Source organism: Gordonia sp. HS-NH1, assembly GCF_001418765.1.
Taxonomy (GTDB): domain Bacteria; phylum Actinomycetota; class Actinomycetes; order Mycobacteriales; family Mycobacteriaceae; genus Gordonia.
The window spans coordinates 47,662-66,799 of sequence record NZ_LIYC01000025.1 but is presented as its reverse complement, the minus strand read 5'-3'; the positions used below and the strand labels follow the sequence as shown (position 1 = coordinate 66,799).

12 protein-coding genes are annotated in these 19,138 nt (G+C 69.9%); 6 read left to right on the top strand and 6 right to left on the bottom strand.

Translation table 11 applies throughout. From position 1 onward, the window contains the following. Positions 1-168: 168 nt before the first annotated feature. Positions 169-2,229, bottom strand: coding sequence for a CocE/NonD family hydrolase (locus AMD30_RS16560; RefSeq protein WP_055476380.1), 2,061 nt, complete (start codon positions 2,227-2,229; stop codon positions 169-171). Between the two features lie 150 nt (positions 2,230-2,379). Further along, entirely contained in the window at positions 2,380-2,973 is a 594-nt protein-coding gene (locus AMD30_RS16555; protein ID WP_010843086.1) for a YqgE/AlgH family protein, read from the bottom strand. A 145-nt stretch (positions 2,974-3,118) separates the two neighbouring features. On the opposite strand from AMD30_RS16555, the gene AMD30_RS16550 reads away from it, so the two are divergent. After that, on the top strand, positions 3,119-4,453 hold the full coding sequence (locus tag AMD30_RS16550) for an MFS transporter (RefSeq protein ID WP_055476379.1): 1,335 nt from the start codon (positions 3,119-3,121) through the stop codon (positions 4,451-4,453). Here the strand turns inward: AMD30_RS16550 and AMD30_RS16545 are convergent. Next, entirely contained in the window at positions 4,434-4,991 is a 558-nt protein-coding gene (locus AMD30_RS16545; RefSeq protein ID WP_055476378.1) for a hypothetical protein, read from the bottom strand. The two genes, AMD30_RS16550 and AMD30_RS16545, sit on opposite strands and share 20 nt — an antisense overlap. 122 nt (positions 4,992-5,113) lie before the next feature. Here AMD30_RS16545 and AMD30_RS16540 point away from each other — a divergent pair, with 122 nt between their 5' ends. Continuing rightward, positions 5,114-6,205: an aminotransferase class V-fold PLP-dependent enzyme gene (locus tag AMD30_RS16540; RefSeq protein ID WP_055476377.1), complete on the top strand. Its 1,092-nt coding sequence runs from the start codon at positions 5,114-5,116 to the stop codon at positions 6,203-6,205. Between the two features lie 31 nt (positions 6,206-6,236). Here AMD30_RS16540 and AMD30_RS16535 read toward each other — a convergent pair whose 3' ends face one another. Beyond that, entirely contained in the window at positions 6,237-7,757 is a 1,521-nt protein-coding gene (locus tag AMD30_RS16535) for a glycerol-3-phosphate dehydrogenase/oxidase (RefSeq protein WP_055476376.1), read from the bottom strand. Between the two features lie 36 nt (positions 7,758-7,793). Further along, positions 7,794-8,390, bottom strand: coding sequence for a TetR/AcrR family transcriptional regulator (locus AMD30_RS16530; protein WP_055476375.1), 597 nt, complete (start codon positions 8,388-8,390; stop codon positions 7,794-7,796). Positions 8,391-8,439: 49 nt separating this feature from the next. Between AMD30_RS16530 and AMD30_RS16525 the strand changes: the two genes are divergently transcribed. Then, positions 8,440-9,348, top strand: a complete 909-nt coding sequence (locus tag AMD30_RS16525; protein ID WP_055476374.1) for a diacylglycerol/lipid kinase family protein — start codon at positions 8,440-8,442, stop codon at positions 9,346-9,348. A gap of 31 nt (positions 9,349-9,379) precedes the next feature. On the opposite strand, the gene AMD30_RS16520 is transcribed toward AMD30_RS16525, so the two are convergent. Further along, complete coding sequence (locus tag AMD30_RS16520; protein ID WP_055476385.1) at positions 9,380-10,795, bottom strand: CCA tRNA nucleotidyltransferase; 1,416 nt, start codon at positions 10,793-10,795, stop codon at positions 9,380-9,382. A gap of 284 nt (positions 10,796-11,079) precedes the next feature. Here AMD30_RS16520 and AMD30_RS16515 point away from each other — a divergent pair, with 284 nt between their 5' ends. The 3 genes from AMD30_RS16515 to murJ all read left to right on the top strand — a co-directional run bounded on the left by AMD30_RS16515 (position 11,080) and on the right by murJ (position 19,125). Further along, positions 11,080-12,327, top strand: coding sequence for an NUDIX hydrolase (locus tag AMD30_RS16515; protein ID WP_014928714.1), 1,248 nt, complete (start codon positions 11,080-11,082; stop codon positions 12,325-12,327). Beyond that, a complete protein-coding gene (locus tag AMD30_RS16510; RefSeq protein WP_231632754.1) occupies positions 12,218-15,040 on the top strand; it encodes a hypothetical protein in 2,823 nt (940 codons plus the stop codon). Before AMD30_RS16515 ends, AMD30_RS16510 begins: the two co-directional genes overlap by 110 nt. Positions 15,041-15,450: 410 nt before the next feature. Then, entirely contained in the window at positions 15,451-19,125 is a 3,675-nt protein-coding gene (murJ, locus tag AMD30_RS16505) for a murein biosynthesis integral membrane protein MurJ (RefSeq protein ID WP_084817300.1), read from the top strand. Positions 19,126-19,138: the final 13 nt, after the last annotated feature.

Genomic DNA, 19,138 nt, shown 5'->3' with positions numbered 1-19,138 from the left:
GCACCTCAGGGAGCAATGGGGGCCGCTCCTTTCGGAACAGGGAGCTTGCGAGCGTCAAGAATGATTTCGCAACCTCGGTCGCCGGACCCTTCGTGACGCACCCTCCGCAAGCTCCGGGCGCTCCTCAGGGAGCAAAGGGGGTGGCCCTCCGCAAGCTCCGGGCGCTCCTCAGGGAGCAGAGGGGACGGGCCGGCCCACCGGTGTCGACAGCGGCAGGTTCACGAAGCTCGGCCGGTTCGGGTCGAGCTGGATGTGCTGCGGCCGCAGGCCCGACTCGTTCAGCAGCGGACGCAGCGGCAGTCCTCGCGGGAAGTTCATCGCGAACACGTCGACCCGCAGACGGTGCCCCGGCTTGATGAGAGCCTCCGTCGGCAGCAGACCGATGTCGACACTGACCGGACGGCCCGGCACGACGGGCTGGCGCGACGCCAGCGTCAGCTCGTAGAACGGGTCGATCACGTCACCGTTGGGCGCGAACTGCGATGCCGCCTCGTCGTACCCGCGCAGCGAGGCCATCACCTGACCGGAGGTGAGCACCTTCGACGTCCCGTCGGGGGCGACGTCGTTCAGGGTGGCGGTCCAGTAGCCGTCGGTGGCGTCGAGGACGGTGTTCAACCGCACGTTGGCGTACCCGGACACGCTGCGCGTCGTGGTCAGCGGGGGAGTGGTGAACGACAAGGCGGCGCGCTCGGAGATGCGTGCGTCGTCGGCGCAGAAGGGGAAGATCGCGAGTGCACCGGCCAGTTGCTGTGCGGCGTCGCGTGAACACATCGGTGCCAGGCCGGGCGCGATGGTCATCCGGGCCCGCGATGGGGAGGGCGCGGGCGTCAAGCTGCCGCCACGCACCGCATGCGCCGCGGTGCCGCTGCGCCGGTCGCCGAGATAGAGCCGCTGACGTTCCATACCGGCACGCGGGAACTGCTGCGCGGTGATCCACGAGTCGCCGACCTGCTTGAGGTTGACGGGCCCGTAGGAGTCGACCCCGTTGTCGATTCCCTTGAGCCACTTGTCGAACCACGCCTTCTGCAAGACGTCCAGCCGGGGCGGGGTGTTCCGCCGTCCCTCCTGGCCGCCGCCGATCGTGAGGTGATAGCCGTCGCCCATGATCAGTTGCTTCTTGCCGGGCGGCAGCGGGATGTTGTTGTACATCCGGACTTCGCTGTTCGTGAAGAGGTCGAACCACCCGCCGTAGATGAGCGTCGGCGTGGTGATGCGGTCGGCGTGGTCGAGCCACGACGACCGGGGTTCGGAGTTGTTGTCCAGCAACGCCTTCAGGTTCGGCGGCACCGACGGGATGTCGGGGGTCAGGAGCGCGGCGAACAGCTGCGGGTAGAAGGTGAAGGGGTCGGAGATCCGGTCCGCCAGCCACTTCCAGTCGAACGTGCCGTTCAGCATCGACGCGACGTTCGGGATCATCTTGGTGGTGTTGACCAATGTCAGCCACAGCGGCAGGAAGCCGACGCCGAGTGCGCCGCCCGGGGCGACGATGTCGCGGATGAGGTCGCCGCCCGGCTCGACCGGGAAGATCGCCTTGAGTGCTTCCGGGTTCTTGTTGGCGGCCTGGATCTGGTTGATCGCCGAGTACGACACCCCCGACATGCCGACCTTGCCGTTCGACCACCGCTGCTTCGACGCCCAGTCGATCACCTCGATGGTGTCGCGCTGTTCCCGCGACTGGAACACATCCCAGACCCCCTGCGAGAAACCGGTGCCCCGCACGTCCACGACGACCTGCGTGTACCCGCTGCGCACGAGGTCGAAGTCGACGAGGAAGGTCTTCGCGCCGCCGTCGCGGATCGTGTGTGCGATGTCGTTGATGCCGTCGATCGGCGTTCCGGACAGGTTGATCGACCGCGCGATCTGGAGGAGGTAGGGCTCGAGGACCGGGTTCTGCAGCACCGCCGATCCGACAGTGGTGATCAGCTTGGTGTACGGCGTCATGTTGACGATGACCGGCGTCTTCGTCGACGTGGGGCGCTCGCGGACGTCGGCCGGGCGGTACACGTTGGCCCGGAGCACCGTGCCGTCGCTCATCCGGATCGGCACGTCCCAGGTGACGTTGACGCCGGCGTACGGTTGCGGGCCGTCATGGCTCGCCGCCCATCGCGCCGCATCGGCACCGCCGCTCGGTCCGGCCGGCGCGGCGCCGGCCACCGCGATCGGCGCAACCAGCGCGACCACCGCGAGGACCACCCAGACCAGAACCCGAGCACTCTTCGACCCGCTCATGCACACCCCCGCATGTCATGCGCTGGAGAAACAAACGGTTCATCCAGCGAGCTTGTGACCAAGCCGACAACAACCTAACACCTCGTTCGTGACCTGGATCACGGGGTGTCTCAGGGAATGCTCAGCATCACCGACACGGCCGTGCGGGGCTCAGTTCAGGCTGAGATCGATCGGGTGGGTCGCGAGGAGGGGTTTGGGCCAGGCCTGCCTGCGCAGGACGTCGAACCACACGTCCGACGCCGGCGGCGCGAGCAGATCGCGGGGGAGTGCCGACGCGATCATCCAGCTGAACTGGTCGAGTTCGTCGTCGAGCTGCCCGATTCCCCAGCCGCTGTACCCCGCGAAGATCCGGACGCCCTCCAGGACGTCGGCGAGAGGTTCGGGGTCGGCGTCGAGGTCCACGAGGACGACCCGGCCGTCCACCGGGCGCAGAGCAGGCACGTCGTCGATGTCGGTGCCGGGTTTGACCACACCCAGGCACAGGGCGGCCTCTTGATTCACGGGTCCGCCGACGTAGAGGGCGCGCGGCGACGCCGCGATGTCGGTCCATTGCGGCAGCAGATTGTGCACGGCGGTCTGGCTCATCCGGTTGAGGATGACGCCCAGGCTGCCCGACTCGTTGTGCTCGATGACGTAGATGACAGTCCGCGCGAAGGTGGGCTCGACGAGGTCGGTCGACGCGATCAGCGCGGTACCGGGACGCACCCGCGGCGTGGGGTCGGCGTCCCAGGGGACTCCGGGCATACGTGCACCACCACCGCTGCCCGCCGAGTGCTCTCCGGGGCGGAATTCCGGTGTGGGGTCGTCTGCGTCTTCACCTCCGGCCACCCGACCATCATCGCACGTCCGTGCCCGGCGAGGTCCATCGTCGGCTCGGTACCCTGGATCAGTGAGCAGCGCCCAGGTGACCCGCGACCAACGCGGGTGGTCGGTGTTCATCCATTCCCTCCGATCCTCACCGGGATTGGGCCGCTTGTTGTCGGTCCGTCTGTCGAGTCAGATCACCGACGGCATCTTCCAGGCCGCGCTGGTCGGCAGCATTCTCTTCAACCCCGAGCGTCACGCCGACCCACTCGCGGTGGCCGGCGGTCTTGCGGTTCTCCTGCTGCCGTATTCGCTGATCGGCCCGTTCGCGGGGGCGTTGCTCGACCACTGGGATCGACGCAACGTGCTGCTGTATGCGAACCTCCTGCGCGGGCTGATCATCGGGCTCGTCGCACTGGCGGTCGCCTCCGGCGCACCCGACGTCGTGGTGCTGATCTCCGCGCTCGCCGCGACGGGCGCGAGCCGGTTCGTGGCCGCCGGTCTGTCCGCCGGGTTGCCGCACGTCGCGCGGCGCGAGGTGCTCGTGGCCACCAACGCGCTGTTCACGACACTGGGCGGCGCGATGCTCACCGTCGGGCTCGGCGTCACACTGGGACTGCGCGCGATCTTCGGCGACGACAACGTCGGCAGTGCACTCACCATGCTCGCCGGGATCGTGCTGGCCGTCGTCTCCGGCGGGCTGGCACACGGGTTCCGTCCGCTGCAGCTCGGACCCGACGAGCCCGACGATCCGGGCCGATCGGCGCTGCACGCGGTCTCCGTCGGGCTGTGGCACGGCGCTCGAGCCGTCCGGCACCACAAGACCGTGGCCGCCGCACTGTCGGCGATCGGAGCCCATCGGCTCGTGTTCGGGATGAACACACTCATGATCCTGGTGCTGACGCGCCAGATGGGTCCCGGCGACGGTGTCGACCGGGTCAGCGTGGTCATCGGGTTCACCGGCGCCGGGGCGCTTCTCGCCGCCGTCATCACGCCGATCGCGGTGGCACGGGTGGGTCGGTACGTGACGCTCCTCGTCGCCCTGGGCGTCGGGGCCGTCGCGGAGCTGTCGGTGCTGAGCTTCGAGTTCGCGGTGATCTGCGGTTCGGCGTTCGTGCTCGGGCTCATCGGCCAGGTCGCGAAGCTGTGTGGTGACGTGGCCATGCAGGTCGACGTCGGCGACGCGGTGCGCGGCCAGGTCTTCTCGGTCCAGGACGCGGTGTTCAACATCGCCTACGTGGGCGCGGTGACCGTCGCGGCCCTCGCGATCCCCGACGACGGCCAGGCGGTCGGGCTGGTGGTGCTCGGGGTGGTGTTGTACCTGGTCGGGATGCTCGTGGTGCGCCTCCTGCATCCACGCGGGCACTGGTCCGCCGATCCCACGACGGTGCGGACGACCGTCACCGACCCCGCCGCGTGAACCGCGGATCCCGTCGGTCGTAGGCAGCGTCGGCGACCCCATCTCCGTTCACGTCCACCAGCGCCACATCGTGACCGCCGTCGGCGTCGGCATCCACGTACAGGCGTTCGCCGACGATCCGGCCACCCCGATCGGCTCCCACGATCTCCGCGTCGGGGTCACCATCGTCGTCGAGGTCGACCCGGGTGACGTGCGCCGCCGGCGACTCCGTGGTCCGCTCGGGCGCGTCGTGTCGCGGTACCGGCTCATCGAGTTCGAGCCGCGCGACAGGCCGGTCCCAGAGACCGGCCCCGGAGTCGCGGTAGAAGGCCTCGGGTCCGGCATCGTCATCGACGTCGAGCGCGGCGACATCGGCGACACCGTCCGCGTCGGTGTCCCACATCGCGTCGTCACGACGTCCGTCGCCGTCGAAGTCGAGCGCGACGGCATTCTCGGTGCCCCCGCCCGGTGTCTCCCCGAGGATGAGGTCGGCCGGCGAGAACCAGCGCGTCATCGAACCGTCGCCGGGCCCGAAGAAGTACTCGATCACCGGCTCCATGGGTTCTTGGACGCAGGGGGACCCTGTCCGGTTCCCCCGGGACGGAACACACCCCGGACAATGCGTCACCCACACCACCCGCGTGGTGACCCAGCACACGACCACCCGGTAGGTTGTGGCCCATGTATGTCAGCGATCTCGGCGAGCAGTGGCACGCGGCCCGGCTCGAACCAGCCCTGGCACATCTCGACTCTGCTTCGGCGGGCCGCTCGTCGTATGCGCTGATCGGCGCGATGACCGCGCACCTGTGGCGGGAGACCGAACGCGGCTCCTATGTCGCCGCTGACGACCGCGCCGACGAGATCGCGCGCGACACAAGGAATCTCGCTGCTCTGATCGGCCACACAGGCGACGAAATCGTCTTCCGCGAGAGCGCCCGCGCCGCGCTGCGTGCGCTTCTCACCCATTGGAGCCTCCCCGTCACCTCGACGGTGTGGGTGGCCAAGAACGAATTCGGGCCCAACCTCGAGGAGTTCGAGCGCCGCGGCTACGCGGTACGGACGATGCCCGACGGCGACGTCTACGGTCACGTCGACACCGACGCACTCGAGAACATGCTGCAATTCGATCAGCCGGACTTCATCCACGTCTGCCACATCGGCTCGATGTCCGGTGTGGTGCAGCCGGTCACGCGGATCGTCGAACTCGCACACCGGGCCGGCGTGCCCGTCGTGGTGGACATGGCGCAGTCGGTGGGTCACGTCCCCACCGTCACCGGCGCCGACGTGGTCTACGGCACCAGCCGTAAATGGCTCACCGGCCCGCGTGGCGTCGGGTTCGTCGCGGTACGCCGAGACTCGTTGCGGCCGGTCCACATCGACGGTTCCGATGCGTTCATCGCCGGACGACTCGGACTCGGTGTCGCCGTGCGCGAGCTGCTCGAGATCGGTCAGCAGCGCGTCTTCCGCGAACTCGCGAAGATCGGTCAGGCCACCCGGGAACGGCTCCACGGCATCGCGAGCTGGGAGGTGCTCGAACCACTCGACGAGCCGTCCGCGATCGTCACCCTCGCACCACCGCCCGGGTGGCAGTTCGACGACATCGCCGCCGCCCGCGACAAGTTGCTCTCACTCGGCGTCCTGGTCACCGCCGCCGACACCTGGCGCGCGCCGCTCGCGACCGAACACCCGGTCCTCCGGATCAGCCCGCATCTCGACGTGCGCAGAGCCGACCTCGACCGCGTCGCCGACGCCTTGCGCACGATGGGTTACTGACACACCCGGGAACGCCTCGACACCGGACTCCTCACCCGAGGACCTCGCCGACGATCCGCTCGATCTCCGGGCGGGCCGCGTCGGCGTCGCGGCGGACGAGTCCGATCCGCGTGCGCCGGTGCAGGATGTCGTCGGCGTCGAGAGCCCCTTCGTGGGTCATCGCGAACTCGATCTCGGCGCGGGTCACATCGATGCCGGTGACGATCGGGTCCAGGGGACGGTCGAGTGTGGCGGCGTCCACGACCGCGGGGGCCTCACCGCCGAAGCGCTGCACCAACGACGACGGCAGACCGTGCTCGCGCGGGCTCCGCAGCGCCCCGACCAGCGGCGTCGTGGTCGTGACGCAGTCTCCGGCGGACAGATCGGTGGTCGCCAGCGCGGCGTCGACGGCGTCCTGTGCCATGCGCCGGTAGGTGGTGAGCTTGCCGCCGAGGACGCTGACGAGGCCATCGCCGCGGACACCGACGTGGTGCTGCCGCGAGACATCGGCCAGGGCGTCGGCGTCACGGCCGCCGCGGGTGTCGACGAGCGGTCGCAGACCGGCGAACGTGCCGACGATGTCCGAGCGGTCGAGTGGTCGCGCGAGCGCGGGATTGATCGCATCGAGAAGGAAGTCGATCTCCGCCTCGTCCGGCGTCGGGACGTCCGGGATGGGCCCCGGCGCGGCGACGTCGGTGATACCGACGTATACACGTCCCAGCTGGGCCGGTATCGCGAAGACGAACCGCGACACCGAGGTGCCCAGCGGGCACATCAGGGCGGCGTCGGGAAACCCCAGCCTGGCCGCGTCGATGACGAGATGCGTTCCGCGACTGGGATGTACGGCGATGGCATCGTCGACACCACCGGACCAGACGCCGGTGGCGTTCACGACCATCCGGGCGCCGACGTCGAAACTCTCACCCGTCTCTCGGTCGGTCAGGGTGGCCCCGCGGCCGTCCACGCGGTCGGCCCGGACGCGGGTGCAGATCGACGCGCCGTAACCCGCGGCCGTCCGCGCGAGGGCGACGACCAGCCGCGCGTCGTCGATGAGCTGACCGTCGGCGGCGGAGATCCCGCCGCGCAAGCCGTCGGGCGACACGGCCGGGCAACGGCCGAGCGTCTCCAGCGCCGACAGCCGTGAGGGTGGGGGCAACAACGAGTCCGGGGTACCCGCGTTGCGTCGGAGGATGTCCCCCGTTCGGAGTCCCAAACGGATGATCGAGCTGTGCCGGCCGCCGCGATCGGGGATGATCTGCCGAAGGGGGGCGATCAGATGCGGGGCTATGGCGGTCATCAGGTGGTGACGTTCGATGGCGCTCTCGCGCGCGATCCGGAGCTCGCCCCTCGCCAGGTACCGCAGGCCGCCGTGGACGAGCTTGCTGCTCCATCGCGAGGTGCCCGCTGCCAGATCGTCCTTCTCGACGAGAGCCACGCGCAGCCCCCGGGTGGCGGCGTCGAGCGCCACACCGACGCCGGTGACGCCACCTCCGATGACCAGCAGGTCGAGGGGCTCACCGGACGCGAGACGGTCCAGCGCACGGCGGCGCGTGCCGGCGGACAGGGTCGCCATCAGGAACTCACCACCGTGACATCGGCACTCACGCCGTCATCCGTTGGCGCCCGGACCGACCGGCCGCAGGTAACCGGCCAGCATCTCGTGCAGTTCGACGCTCCACCCCTCCGCGAGGATGTCGGACACCAGCGCTCCGGACTGCAGGAACGACTGCGCGATCAGCAGCACCATCGCCGCCATGCGCTTGGCGTCGCCCGCACGCACCTGACGCCGTTCCTGACCCGCCGACAGCATGTCCGCGAGAATCGCGAGAATTCCCTGCTGGCTCGTACCGAGACGCTCGAATACGTACGGCGACATGAAGTCTCGCTGCTCGCGCCACAGCGAGGCGATCAGTTCGTCGTCCCGGAGCGCGCCGACCACCGACACCACCCGGGCGACGAGCGCCTCCAGGTCGGCGGGTTCGCCGGCCCCGCCGATGGCCCCCTCGACCACCCCGAGGACCTCGCGGGTCAACAGAGCGCGGATGATCTCGGTGATGTCGGGCCAGCGGCGGTACACGGTGGGTCGACTGACGCCTGCTTGTCGGGCCACCTCGGAGACAGTCACCTTGCGTCCGCCGCTTCGCAGCAGACAGCTCCGTGCTGCATCCAGAACGAGATCGCCGATCTCCTCGTTACGGATTGCCATGATGTGTAACACTGTAACGGATCACTTGAAGGGCGGGGGGCCGACTCATATGACTATCGAACACGCCACACTCGTGGCCAGTCCGTACGCGCGTCACGGAGCAGGACTCCGTGTAGCCCATGATGCCGCAGAACTTCTGCGCGCCCGGGACGTGGAGGTGGAGATCATCGTCGGCGAGGACGTCGCCGACGCCGCCGACCTCGCGGGCAAGGCAGCCCGGGGAGACACCGACGTCATCGTCGTCGTGGGGGGCGACGGCACGGTGCGTCTGGCGGTCGAGGCCACCATCGGCTCCGGCAAACCACTGGCCGTCATCCCGGCCGGCAGCGGGAACGACTTCGCCCGCAACCTCGGCATCCCGCTCGATCCGGCGGACGCCGTCGAGGTCATCCTCGCCGGTCACCGGCGAGCGATCGACCTCGGACGCGTCAGCTTCCCGGACGGTCAGACCGCGCTGTTCAGCACGGTCGCCGCCACCGGATTCGACGCGGCCGTCACCGCGCGGGCCATCGACATGCGCCGCCCGCGCGGACAGTCCCGGTACACGATCGCCGCACTGCTCGAACTCCTCGCGCTGCGGTCGCGCCATTACCAGGTCCGCGTCGACGACCACGCCGTCGAATCCGACCTCATCTTCGCCGCGATCGGCAACACCACGTCATACGGCGGCGGTATGAAGATCACGCCTGCGGCTTCCATCACCGACGGCCAGCTCGACGTGACACTCGCGCTGACCCCGCCGCGGATGGCCCGCTGGACGATCGCTCGCGTCTTCCCGAAGGTGTTCTCGGGCAAGCACATCGACAGCCCGAACGTACGGACGATGCGCGGCGCGGAGGTCGAACTCTACTGCGACCCGCCGGCCCTCGTGTCGGTCGACGGTGACCTCATCGGACAGCTGCCCGCCGTCTTCGAGGCGGTACCCCACGCGATCGAGGTGTTCGCACCCGCGAGCTGAGCGCGGCGGGTCCACCGTCGGCACAGACTGGTCAGTTCCCGCCGCGGGCCGCCCACCATTCCCGCAGGGCGTCCTCCGCCTCGTCGCGGCTCAGGGGGCCGCGGTCGAGTCGAAGTTCCTTGAGGTGACGCCACGCCTGGCCGACGATCGGGCCGGGCGGCACGCCGAGGAGTTCCATGATGGCGTTGCCGTCGAGGTCGGGTCGGACCTTCTCGAGGTTCTCGGCCGCCTGCAGGGCGGCGATCCGCTGCTCGAGATCGTCGTAGTTCTGCTGCAGTCGCCGGGCGCGCCGCTTGTTGCGAGTGGTGCAGTCGGCGCGCACGAGTTTGTTCAGTCTGTCCAGCAGGGGACCGGCATCGGTGACGTACCGACGGACTGCCGAATCGGTCCACGCGCCGTCGCCGTATCCGTGAAACCGCAGGTGCAGGAAGACCAGTTGCGCGACGTCGGCCACCACCGCCTTCGGGTACTTCAGCGTCCGCATCCGTTTGCGCACCATCTTCGCGCCCACCACCTCGTGGTGGTGGAAGCTGACGCCGCCCCCCGGTTCGTGGCGGCGCGTCGCGGGTTTGCCGATGTCGTGCAGCAGGGCTGCCCAGCGCAACACCAGGTCCGGATCGCCGTCCTCGAGGTCGATGGCCTGGCGGAGCACGGTCAGCGAATGCTGGTAGACGTCCTTGTGCTGATGGTGCTCGTCGATGGTGAGTTTCATCCCCGGCACCTCGGGCAGCACCCGCTCGGCCAGACCGGTCTCGACCATGGCGTCGATCGCCTCGATCGGGAACTCGCCGCAGATCAGTTTGTCCAGCTCGGTGCGGATGCGTTCGACGGTGATGCGATCGATCTCACCGTTCATCTCGGTGATGGCCTGCCACACCCGCGGAGCGAGCCGGAATCCCAGCTGGGAGACGAACCGAACCGCACGCAGCATCCGGAGCGGGTCGTCGCCGAAGGACTGCTCGGGGGTTGCCGGGGTGTCGATGATCCCCGACAGCAGTGCGGTCAGACCGTCCAACGGGTCCCGGAAATCCTGGGCCCCCGACGAACCGATCTGCACCGCCATCGCGTTCACGGTGAAGTCGCGTCGGATCAGATCGTCCTCGAGCGAGGTGCCGAAGGTGACCTCGGGATTACGACTGACCTGGTCATACGAGTCCGCCCGGAACGTCGTGATCTCGATCAGGTGATCGCCCTTGCGGACCCCGACCGTGCCGAACTCGATGCCGACGTCCCAGAACGCGTCGGCCCAGCCCCGGAGCAGCTGGGAGACCGCTTCCGGACGCGCGTCGGTCGTGAAGTCGAGGTCGTTGCCGAGACGGCCGAGGACGGCGTCGCGCACCGAGCCGCCCACCAGGTACAGCTCGTGGCCCGCGGTCTCGAACAGTTCGCCGAGGGGCACGAGGACATCGTCGAGTCCGCGCAGCGCGATCGCGGCGGAGGCGAGCAGGCGCGTGCGCCGTTCCGGGTCGCTCGCACCGCTCCGCCCGTCCGAGCGCGCCGTGTCCGATGGGACCGCCCCATTCGGTGAGGGCCCAGACGCCGCCGCCCCGGACGAGGATGTGTCGTTCACGGCTTGTCACCCTACCGTCGTGACCCGCGCCGACGACGCCGCACAGTTCGTCGCCGACCGCTCATACACCTCCGGCGCACCCCCGAGGCGGGATTCCACAACCTACGCGTCCTGGGAGGCGTCCGGACAAACTGCAGGTGACCAGCCGCTAGCATCGTGGAGTGTCCACCGATTCCTCGACCAACCCTTCAGACGTCAGCGGCGTCTCGTCGGGTGCGCACGGCGAGGGCGGCGGACAGGGCGACCAGAACCCCGCCGGCCAGGGCCGCCGTGCCCGGCGCGGCCGTCGACGCCGGGGCCGTCGCAAATCCGAGGCGCGAGGTACCTCGGCGGCGCACACCCCGGCTTCGCACAAGCAGAGCGGTCATCCGCAGTCCTCGAATACACAGCCGAAGAACAAACAGCCGAATCCCGCTCAGGCGGGTTCCCGGCCGGGCCACAAACCGGGTTCGCCCAATCCGGCCTCCGAACCGGCGCCCTCGACGCACCACCCGACACCCAACGACCTCGCACGCGCCCGCGCCTCCGATCCCGCATGCCCGGACCCGGTCGAGGCCGAACCCGTCGACAAACTCCCCGTCGATCCCGACCGCGCGCGGCCCCGTGTCACGCCGCCCAAGCCCTCGGACATGGTCGCCGTCAGCGCCAAGCTGACCAAGACCGGCCTGGCCCAGGCGGGGTCGGCTCAGGCCGGCGGCAAGGCGTCGAAGGGACGACGACGCGCGTCCCGAACCGACCGCGGATCCGAGCGTCCCGCCGCCGAGCGCGCGCATTCCGACCGCGCGGGCAACGAGAAGCTCCGGACGGTGCGCGAGACCTCTGCGGGTGGTCTGGTCATCTCCGACCTCGACCTCCCCGTCGATCAGTTGTCGGCTGCGCTCATCGGCCGGGTCGACCGGCGGGGTCGCACCATGTGGTCGTTGCCCAAGGGCCACATCGAGACCGGCGAGACCGCCGAGCAGACCGCGATCCGCGAGGTCGAGGAAGAGACCGGTATCCAGGGAACGGTGGTGGCCCCGCTCGGCAAGATCGACTACTGGTTCGTCAGCGAGGGGCGTCGAATCCACAAGACGGTGCACCACTACCTTCTGCGGTGCATCGGCGGCGAACTCTCCGACGCCGACTACGAGGTGTCCGAGGTGGCCTGGGTGCCGTTGCACGAGCTCCCGCGTCGCCTCACGTACTCTGACGAGCGACGACTCGCCCGGATGGCCCGCGGCGTGATCGCCGAACTCGCCGCCGACCCGACCCGGCTGGCCCAGTCCGAGGCCGAGAGCATTCGCACCGAACCCAACGCCTATGAGAAAGCCGCCGCCGCGCGCAACCAGCGCCGTAACGAGCCGCCGCCCCCGGCTCGTCCTCGTCGGCGCCGACGCCGTCCTCGACGGCCAGCGGCAGGCGATGGCTGAGCCGCGCCCGTCCTCCGCCGCACCCCGTTCGTCCCGACCTTTCGCGCTGTCGCGTGCGACGCGGTCCGGCGCGGCCGCGGCACTGGCCGTTGTCCTGGCCGTCCTCGGTCTGACGGTCCTGTCCGGTGCGACGGGACCGGCGTCGGCGGCGCCGGAGACGAGCACCAGCGGGTCCGACACCGGGTCCGACACACCGGATCAGGAGTCTCCGAGCAGGTTCGCCCGCATCGTGATCGACTCGATGACGCCGAGCATCGTGACCACGACGAGCCGGCCGGTCGTCACCGTCAGCGGCCGCGTCGACAACGTCGGCGACCGGTCCATCACCGACCTCACCATCCGGCTCGAGCGCGGGGACCCGGTCGCGTCCGCCGCCGGACTGCGCACCGATCTGGCCGACGACGATCCGGCGGTCGCGGTGGCCGGTCCGTTCGAGAACCTCTCCGACTCGCTCGCACCTGGCGAGAGCGTCGGGTTCCGCATGTCGATGGCGCTCTCGTCGAGCAACGGTCCCGACGGCCAGGGCCTGGCCATCTCCCGGACCGGTGTGTACCCGATGCAGGTCAACGTCAACGGCACCCCCGAGTACGGCGACACCGCGCAGGTCGCGGGATCACGAATGCTGTTGCCGGTTCTGTCCCTGCCGCCCGACGACACCCGGGCCGCCGGGTACGTCGACCCGTCCACGGAGTACTCCGACACCGACCCGGTCACCGGTCTGGGACCGGACGGCTCGGTGTCGGCGAACCTGTCGAGTCCGGCGCGCATGACGATGCTGTGGCCGTTGGCCGCGCCGCCGCAGCTCGCACCCGGTGTGCTCGGCGGCAACACCGAACCGGTCCGGCTGATCAACGAGAACCTGGCGCGATCCGTCGCCGACGGTGGGCGGCTCGACGAGCTGCTGACCTCCCTGCAGAAGGTCGTCGGCGAACCCCCGCCCGCGAAGTCGGATTCGGCCGCGTCGGACGCTCCCCCGTCCGAGACATCGGAGAGCCCGGAACCCGGCGCCCTACCGGGGTCGGAGAAACTCGCCGACAGCATGTGCCTCGCCATCGATCCCGACCTCCTCGTCACGGTGCGCGCGATGTCACTGGGATACGAGGTGTCCGACAATCCCGCCGACCCCAGGTCGTCGACCCGCCCGGGCAGCGGCGCCGAGGCGGCCGGCCGCTGGCTCGACACCCTGCGCTGGACCGCACAGCGGATGTGCGTGGTGGCGCTGCCGTATGCGCAGGCGGATCTGAACTCGTTGTCCCGGATCGGCAACGCCGGACTCACCGAGGCCGCGCTGCGCTCGCCGGCCGACATCGTCGACACCGTGCTCGGCGTCCGGAGCGTCCGCGGTCTGTCGATACCGGCCCTCGGCGCCATCGACTCCGACGGCGCGGCGACGCTGACCGCCGCACAGCTCGCCGCGACCGCGGTGTCGTCGAACTCCGTCGCACCGACCGGTCGCCGCGACGACACCGGCCGCTACCGGATCGGTGAACTCGCGGCGCAGACCTACGACGCACCCGTCACGGCGTCCTTCGCGGCCATCGGTACCGCACCGTCCACCCCCGCGCTGACGCCAGCCGATCAGCGCGTCGACCTGTCCGACGAGTCCGAGGGGAGCCGGCGTCAGAGTGCGATCGGCGCGCTGGCGTATCCGGCGATCGCCGCTCCGGAGTCCGATCCGGCGGGGTCAGACGCCCGGCCGTCGCCCCGCGACCCGGTCGTCGGCAGATCGGCGTTTCTCGTGCCGCCGACGTACTGGTCACCGACCGGCGCGGACGCCGAAGCCCTGTTCACCACCGCGCGCCTGCTGCTCGAGTCCGGTGCGGCGACCCCGACGCCGCTGGCGACGCTCGTCTCCGAACTCGGGTCCGCGCCCGAGCAGGCACGACTGATCGACCCGCCCGGGGTGGGACCGATCAGTCGCATCGGGTCGGTGCTGACGACCGACGCGACCGCATCGATCCGGCGCAATGTCGAGGACAGCTGGCAGTTCGAGGGCGCCCTGGTGCGCTCGGCGGACGTCGCCGCGACCCCCGAGCGCTACATGTCCCCGCTGCGCGAGGACCAGTTGCGCGCGATCCGCTCGCCGGACGCGTGGGGTTCGGCCGTCTACACGCACTTGCGACGGACGCAGACCGAACGCATCGACGCGGTGTCGTCGACCCTGCACCGGATGGCCCAGTCGGTCACGATCCTCGATCCCGGCGGTCGCTACACGCTGGCCTCCGAACGCAGTCCGCTGCTGCTGGTCGTGAAGAACGACCTCGCCCTGCCGGTGCGTGCCCGGATCACCACGTCCGAGCCGGCCGATATCGAGATCGGCGACCTCGGCGTCATCGAGATCCCGGCCCGCGGCACCCGACAGATCCAGCTGCCCACACAGGGGGAGACGTCCGAGGCGATCAGTGTCGAGATCCGGCTGTCGACGGTCACCGGTGTGCCGCTCGGTGAGTCGATCAGTCTGTCCGTGCACACCAATGCGTACGGCAAACCGCTCTTCTACATCACGATTCTCGCCGCGGCGGCGCTCGTCCTGCTCACCGCACGCCGACTGTGGCATCGTTTCCGCGGCCAGCCCGATCCCGCCGATGCCGATCGTCCCGAACCCGACGAACTCGAGCGGATGCTCGCCGGAAGCGGGTATCAGGAACGACGCCGTACCCTGCAGAGCGAGGGTCGGATGCCTGGCGAGGAACCGGGCGATGGCCCCTCATGACCGACATCAGACGACCCGAGGACGGCGGCAGAAGCGACGTGACCTGGAACGATGAGCCGCGCGCGCCGCGGTCGGGGAAACCCGGCCCGGCGCCGCACCAACGTCCCGAGCGCGCCGCACCCCGACGGATCCCGCCGGACCGGACACCGGGTGACCGGGTTCCCCCGACGAGGATCCCGCCGGGGTCCCCGAACCCGCGATCGACCCCGCCGCGAGCTCCCGACCCGAGGACCGACACGCCGAGAGCCGCCGACCCGCGGTCGGGGAATGCACGACCCGGTCGGCCTGCTCCCTCGGCCGGCCGTCCGCCGACGCCCCGCCCGCCCGCGCCGGCAGCGCCCCCACCGGCGTCGACCCCACCGGCGCCGGCCCGACCCGTCGCGTCACCCGCTCAGGGCCACACGCGGGTCATGACCGCGCCCGCGCCCGACCGGCCGTCGGGCGGCCCGGTGACCAACATCGCGGCGCCGGACGGGAAGGCGCCGGACGAGAAGGCGTCGTCGACCGGGCTGGCGCGCGACTCCGACTCGAGCATCCTGCGCACCAGCGGGTCGATCGCCATCGCCACCCTGTTCAGTCGGATCACCGGCTTCCTGCGCACGGTGCTCATCCTCGCGATGCTCGGACCCGCGATCGCGTCGGCGTTCCAGGCCGCCGACGTGCTGCCGAACATGATCGCCGAGGTCGTCCTCGGTGCCGTCCTGACCGCGATCGTCATCCCGCTACTCGCCCGGGCCGAAGCCGAGGACCCCGACGGCGGGGAGGGGTTCATCAACCGGATCTTCACCATCACCGTCGTCGTCCTCGGGACCGCGACGGTGGTGGCGGTGATCGCGGCGCCGTTGCTGACCTACCTCAATCTGGGAGACGGGCAGGTCAATCGCGAGCTATCCACCGCGCTGGCCTACCTGCTGCTGCCGGAGATCCTGTTCTACGGACTGTCCGCGCTGTTCATCGCGATCCTCAACCTGCGCGGGCACTTCAAGCCGGGTGCATGGGCGCCCGTCCTGAACAACGTCGTGCAGATCAGCACGCTCGTGCTCTACGCGGTGGTGCCCGGCGAGATCACACTCAATCCCGTTCGGATGTCGGATCCGCAGCTCCTGGTGCTGGGCGTCGGCTGCACGACCGGTGTGGTCCTGCAGGCGCTCATCCTGGTGCCGTTCCTGCGCAAGTCAGGGGTGCGTCTCCGCCTCCAATGGGGCATCGATGACCGGCTTCGCCAGTTCGGGAACATGGCGGTCGCCATCGTCGCGTACGTCGCGCTTCTCCAGGTCGGCCTGATCGTGACCTACCGGATCGCGTCGTCGGCCGACGCGTCGGGCGTCAGCATCTACTTCACCCACTGGCAGTTGCTGCAGCTCCCGTACGGCGTGCTGGGCGTCACCATCCTGACCGCGATCATGCCGAGGCTGTCCCGCAACGCCACCGCGGACGACACCAAGGCCGTCGTCGACGACCTGTCGCTGGCCACCAGGCTCACGATGGTCGCGCTGGTCCCGGTCGTCTCCTTCATGACGTTCTTCGGACCGGCCATCGCCATCGCGGTGTTCAACTTCGGCAAGTTCGACGCGGCGTCCGCGTCGCAGCTGGGCTCGGTGCTGTCCTGGGGCGCGTTCACGCTCATCCCGTACTCGATGACACTCGTCCAACTCCGCGTGTTCTATGCGCGCGAGGACGCGTGGACCCCGACGTTCATCGCGTTGGGCATCACGGTGGTGAAAGTCGCGTCGTCGTACCTCGGGCCGGTGCTCTTCGACGATCCGGAACTCGTCGTGCGATGGCTCGCGCTGTCCAACGGCCTGGGTTATCTCGTCGGTGCCGTCGTCGGTCATTTCCTGCTCCGCAGCCGGCTCCACGGGGCACGGCTCTCCGATGTGGCACGCACGTCCGTCGTCACCCTCGCCGTCTCGATCGGAGTGTCCGCGACGGTCTGGGCCGTCGCGAAACTGACCGGCCTCGACCAGATGATCGGCTGGCTGGGCAAGGTGGGATCCGTTCTCTACCTCGGGCTGACCGCGGCAGTGGTGCTCGCGGTGACCTACGCGGGCCTCGCTGCCGCCCGCGTGCCCGACGTCGTCGCGATCGGCCTCGCGGTACGACGACTCCTGGGCCGGTTCATCCCGTCCCTCGCACCGCCGCCGCAGCCCGAACGTGAACAGTCACCGGCGATCACAGTTCAGTTTCCGCGGGTCACCGGCGACGAATCGCTCCCGTACTCTGGTCAGGTACAGGTGCTGCGCCGCTTCGACAGAGGTACCGCGACGTGGCAGTCGTACTCCGTACACTCCGGTGGCGCCATCGGCGCGACGCGGGATGTGCGTCCCATCCCGGAGCGCGCGCCGGTACCGCGCGACATCAGATACCGCAGGAGAGGAGTCCGTCGCGTGAGTGACAGTGAGATCGACACCACTGCTGCCACCGGGCCGCCCGCCGAGCCCGGAGCAGGCGACGCACCCACTCCGCCGATCCCGACTCCCGCCGTTGCCGATACCGGCACGACCGGTACCACCGACGACTCGTCGAGCCCACGCCGCCGCGGACCCCGCCTCGTCCCCGGCGCGGCGGTCGCCGGCGGTCGATACCGATTGCTGGAGCAACACGGCGGCACCCGCGGACTCCAGTTCTGGCGGGCGCAGGACATCAATCTCGACCGCGAGGTCGCGCTCACCTTCGTCGACGCCGAGCAACTGGCTCCGCCACCCGAACGCGGCCAGGGCGCGAGGATCTCCGACCAGGGACCCCAGGCAGTGCTGTCGCGCACCCTGCGTCTCGGGCAGATCAACTCCGACGGGGTGGCACGCGTCCTCGACGTCGTCCGCGGATCGTCGGGCGGGATCGTCGTCGCCGAGTGGGTGCCGGGGTCGTCGCTGGCCGATGTGGCGAGGTCCGAACCGTCGCCGATCGGAGCCGCTCGTGCGGTGCGTTCGCTCGCGGCGGCCGCCGAGATCGCCCACCGCTCCGGTGGTGCGCTGTCGATCGACCATCCCGATCGCATTCGCATCAGCCACGACGGCAATGCCGTTCTGGCGTTCCCGGGCACCCTGGCCGGCGATGACAAGGCGTCCGACGTGCGCGGACTCGGAGCCGTTCTGTACGCGCTGCTGCTGAACCGCTGGGCCCTCGACCCGGCGAACGGTTCCCGGCTGATCACCACTGCGGAGAACACCGAACCCGTGGGCGGGATTCCGGTCGCGACCCCCGGCGAGGACGGACAGCCCGTCGAGCCCCGCGTCGCCAAGCCCGACATCCCGTTCGAGATCTCGGCGGTCGCCGCGCGCGCACTCGACGGATCCCGCGGCATCCGCACCGCTGCCACCGTGCAGCACGTCCTCGATCAGGCCACCGTGGTCGACCTGAACACCGACATGCTGCCGGCGATCACCGACGCCGACGCCCCGCCGCCGGTGACGGTGACACCGCGTCTGGGTGGCGGCGGCGAGAAGCCGCCGCGCCGCAACCTGGCATTGCTGATCGGCGCCGGACTCCTGGCGCTGTTCATCGTCATCGCGCTGATCGTGGGTGCCACCAACGTCTTCGGGGGCAGCAGCGGGCCGAGCGACATCGACTCGATCCTGACCACCAGCGAACCCGCGCCCACGCCCGGCGCCAACCCGCCACCGACCCCCGCGACACCGGCCGCACCGCAGCCCATCGCGCTGCAATCGGTGTCGGTGGTCGACTTCTCCGCGCAGACGCCGGACAACTCGGCGAACGTGCGCAATGTGATCACCGGCGCCGCACCGCCGTGGCAGACCGACAACTACCGCGGCCGACCGGATTTCGGCGGACTCAAGCCGGGGCTGGGACTCATGTTCGACCTCGGCACGGAGCGCGCGGTCCGGTCGGTCACCATCGAGAGTCCGACGCCCGGCATCGGTGTCGAGATCCGTACCGCGCCGTCGGCCCGCCCGGCCTTCGCCCGGACCACGACGGTGGCGTCGGGCCAGGTGGACCAGGCGTCGACCACGATTCCGATCGCGCAGGCGCCGACCACCCGATACGTGATGGTCTGGCTCACCAGTCTGCCGAGTTCGGGAAGCGGCTACCAGGCGGAGATCTCTCGCATCACGATGGCGGGCTGACGCGCCGATCGTG

Coding starts and splice junctions, on each gene's coding strand:
- AMD30_RS16560 (WP_055476380.1), bottom strand. CDS start 2,229: ATGAGCGGGTCGAAGAGTGCTCGGGTTCTGGTCTGGGTGGTCCTCGCG.
- AMD30_RS16555 (WP_010843086.1), bottom strand. CDS start 2,973: ATGCCCGGAGTCCCCTGGGACGCCGACCCCACGCCGCGGGTGCGTCCC.
- AMD30_RS16545 (WP_055476378.1), bottom strand. CDS start 4,991: ATGGAGCCGGTGATCGAGTACTTCTTCGGGCCCGGCGACGGTTCGATG.
- AMD30_RS16540 (WP_055476377.1), top strand. CDS start 5,114: ATGTATGTCAGCGATCTCGGCGAGCAGTGGCACGCGGCCCGGCTCGAA.
- AMD30_RS16535 (WP_055476376.1), bottom strand. CDS start 7,757: ATGGCGACCCTGTCCGCCGGCACGCGCCGCCGTGCGCTGGACCGTCTC.
- AMD30_RS16530 (WP_055476375.1), bottom strand. CDS start 8,390: ATGGCAATCCGTAACGAGGAGATCGGCGATCTCGTTCTGGATGCAGCA.
- AMD30_RS16525 (WP_055476374.1), top strand. CDS start 8,440: ATGACTATCGAACACGCCACACTCGTGGCCAGTCCGTACGCGCGTCAC.
- AMD30_RS16510 (WP_231632754.1), top strand. CDS start 12,218: ATGAGAAAGCCGCCGCCGCGCGCAACCAGCGCCGTAACGAGCCGCCGC.
- murJ (WP_084817300.1), top strand. CDS start 15,451: ATGACCGCGCCCGCGCCCGACCGGCCGTCGGGCGGCCCGGTGACCAAC.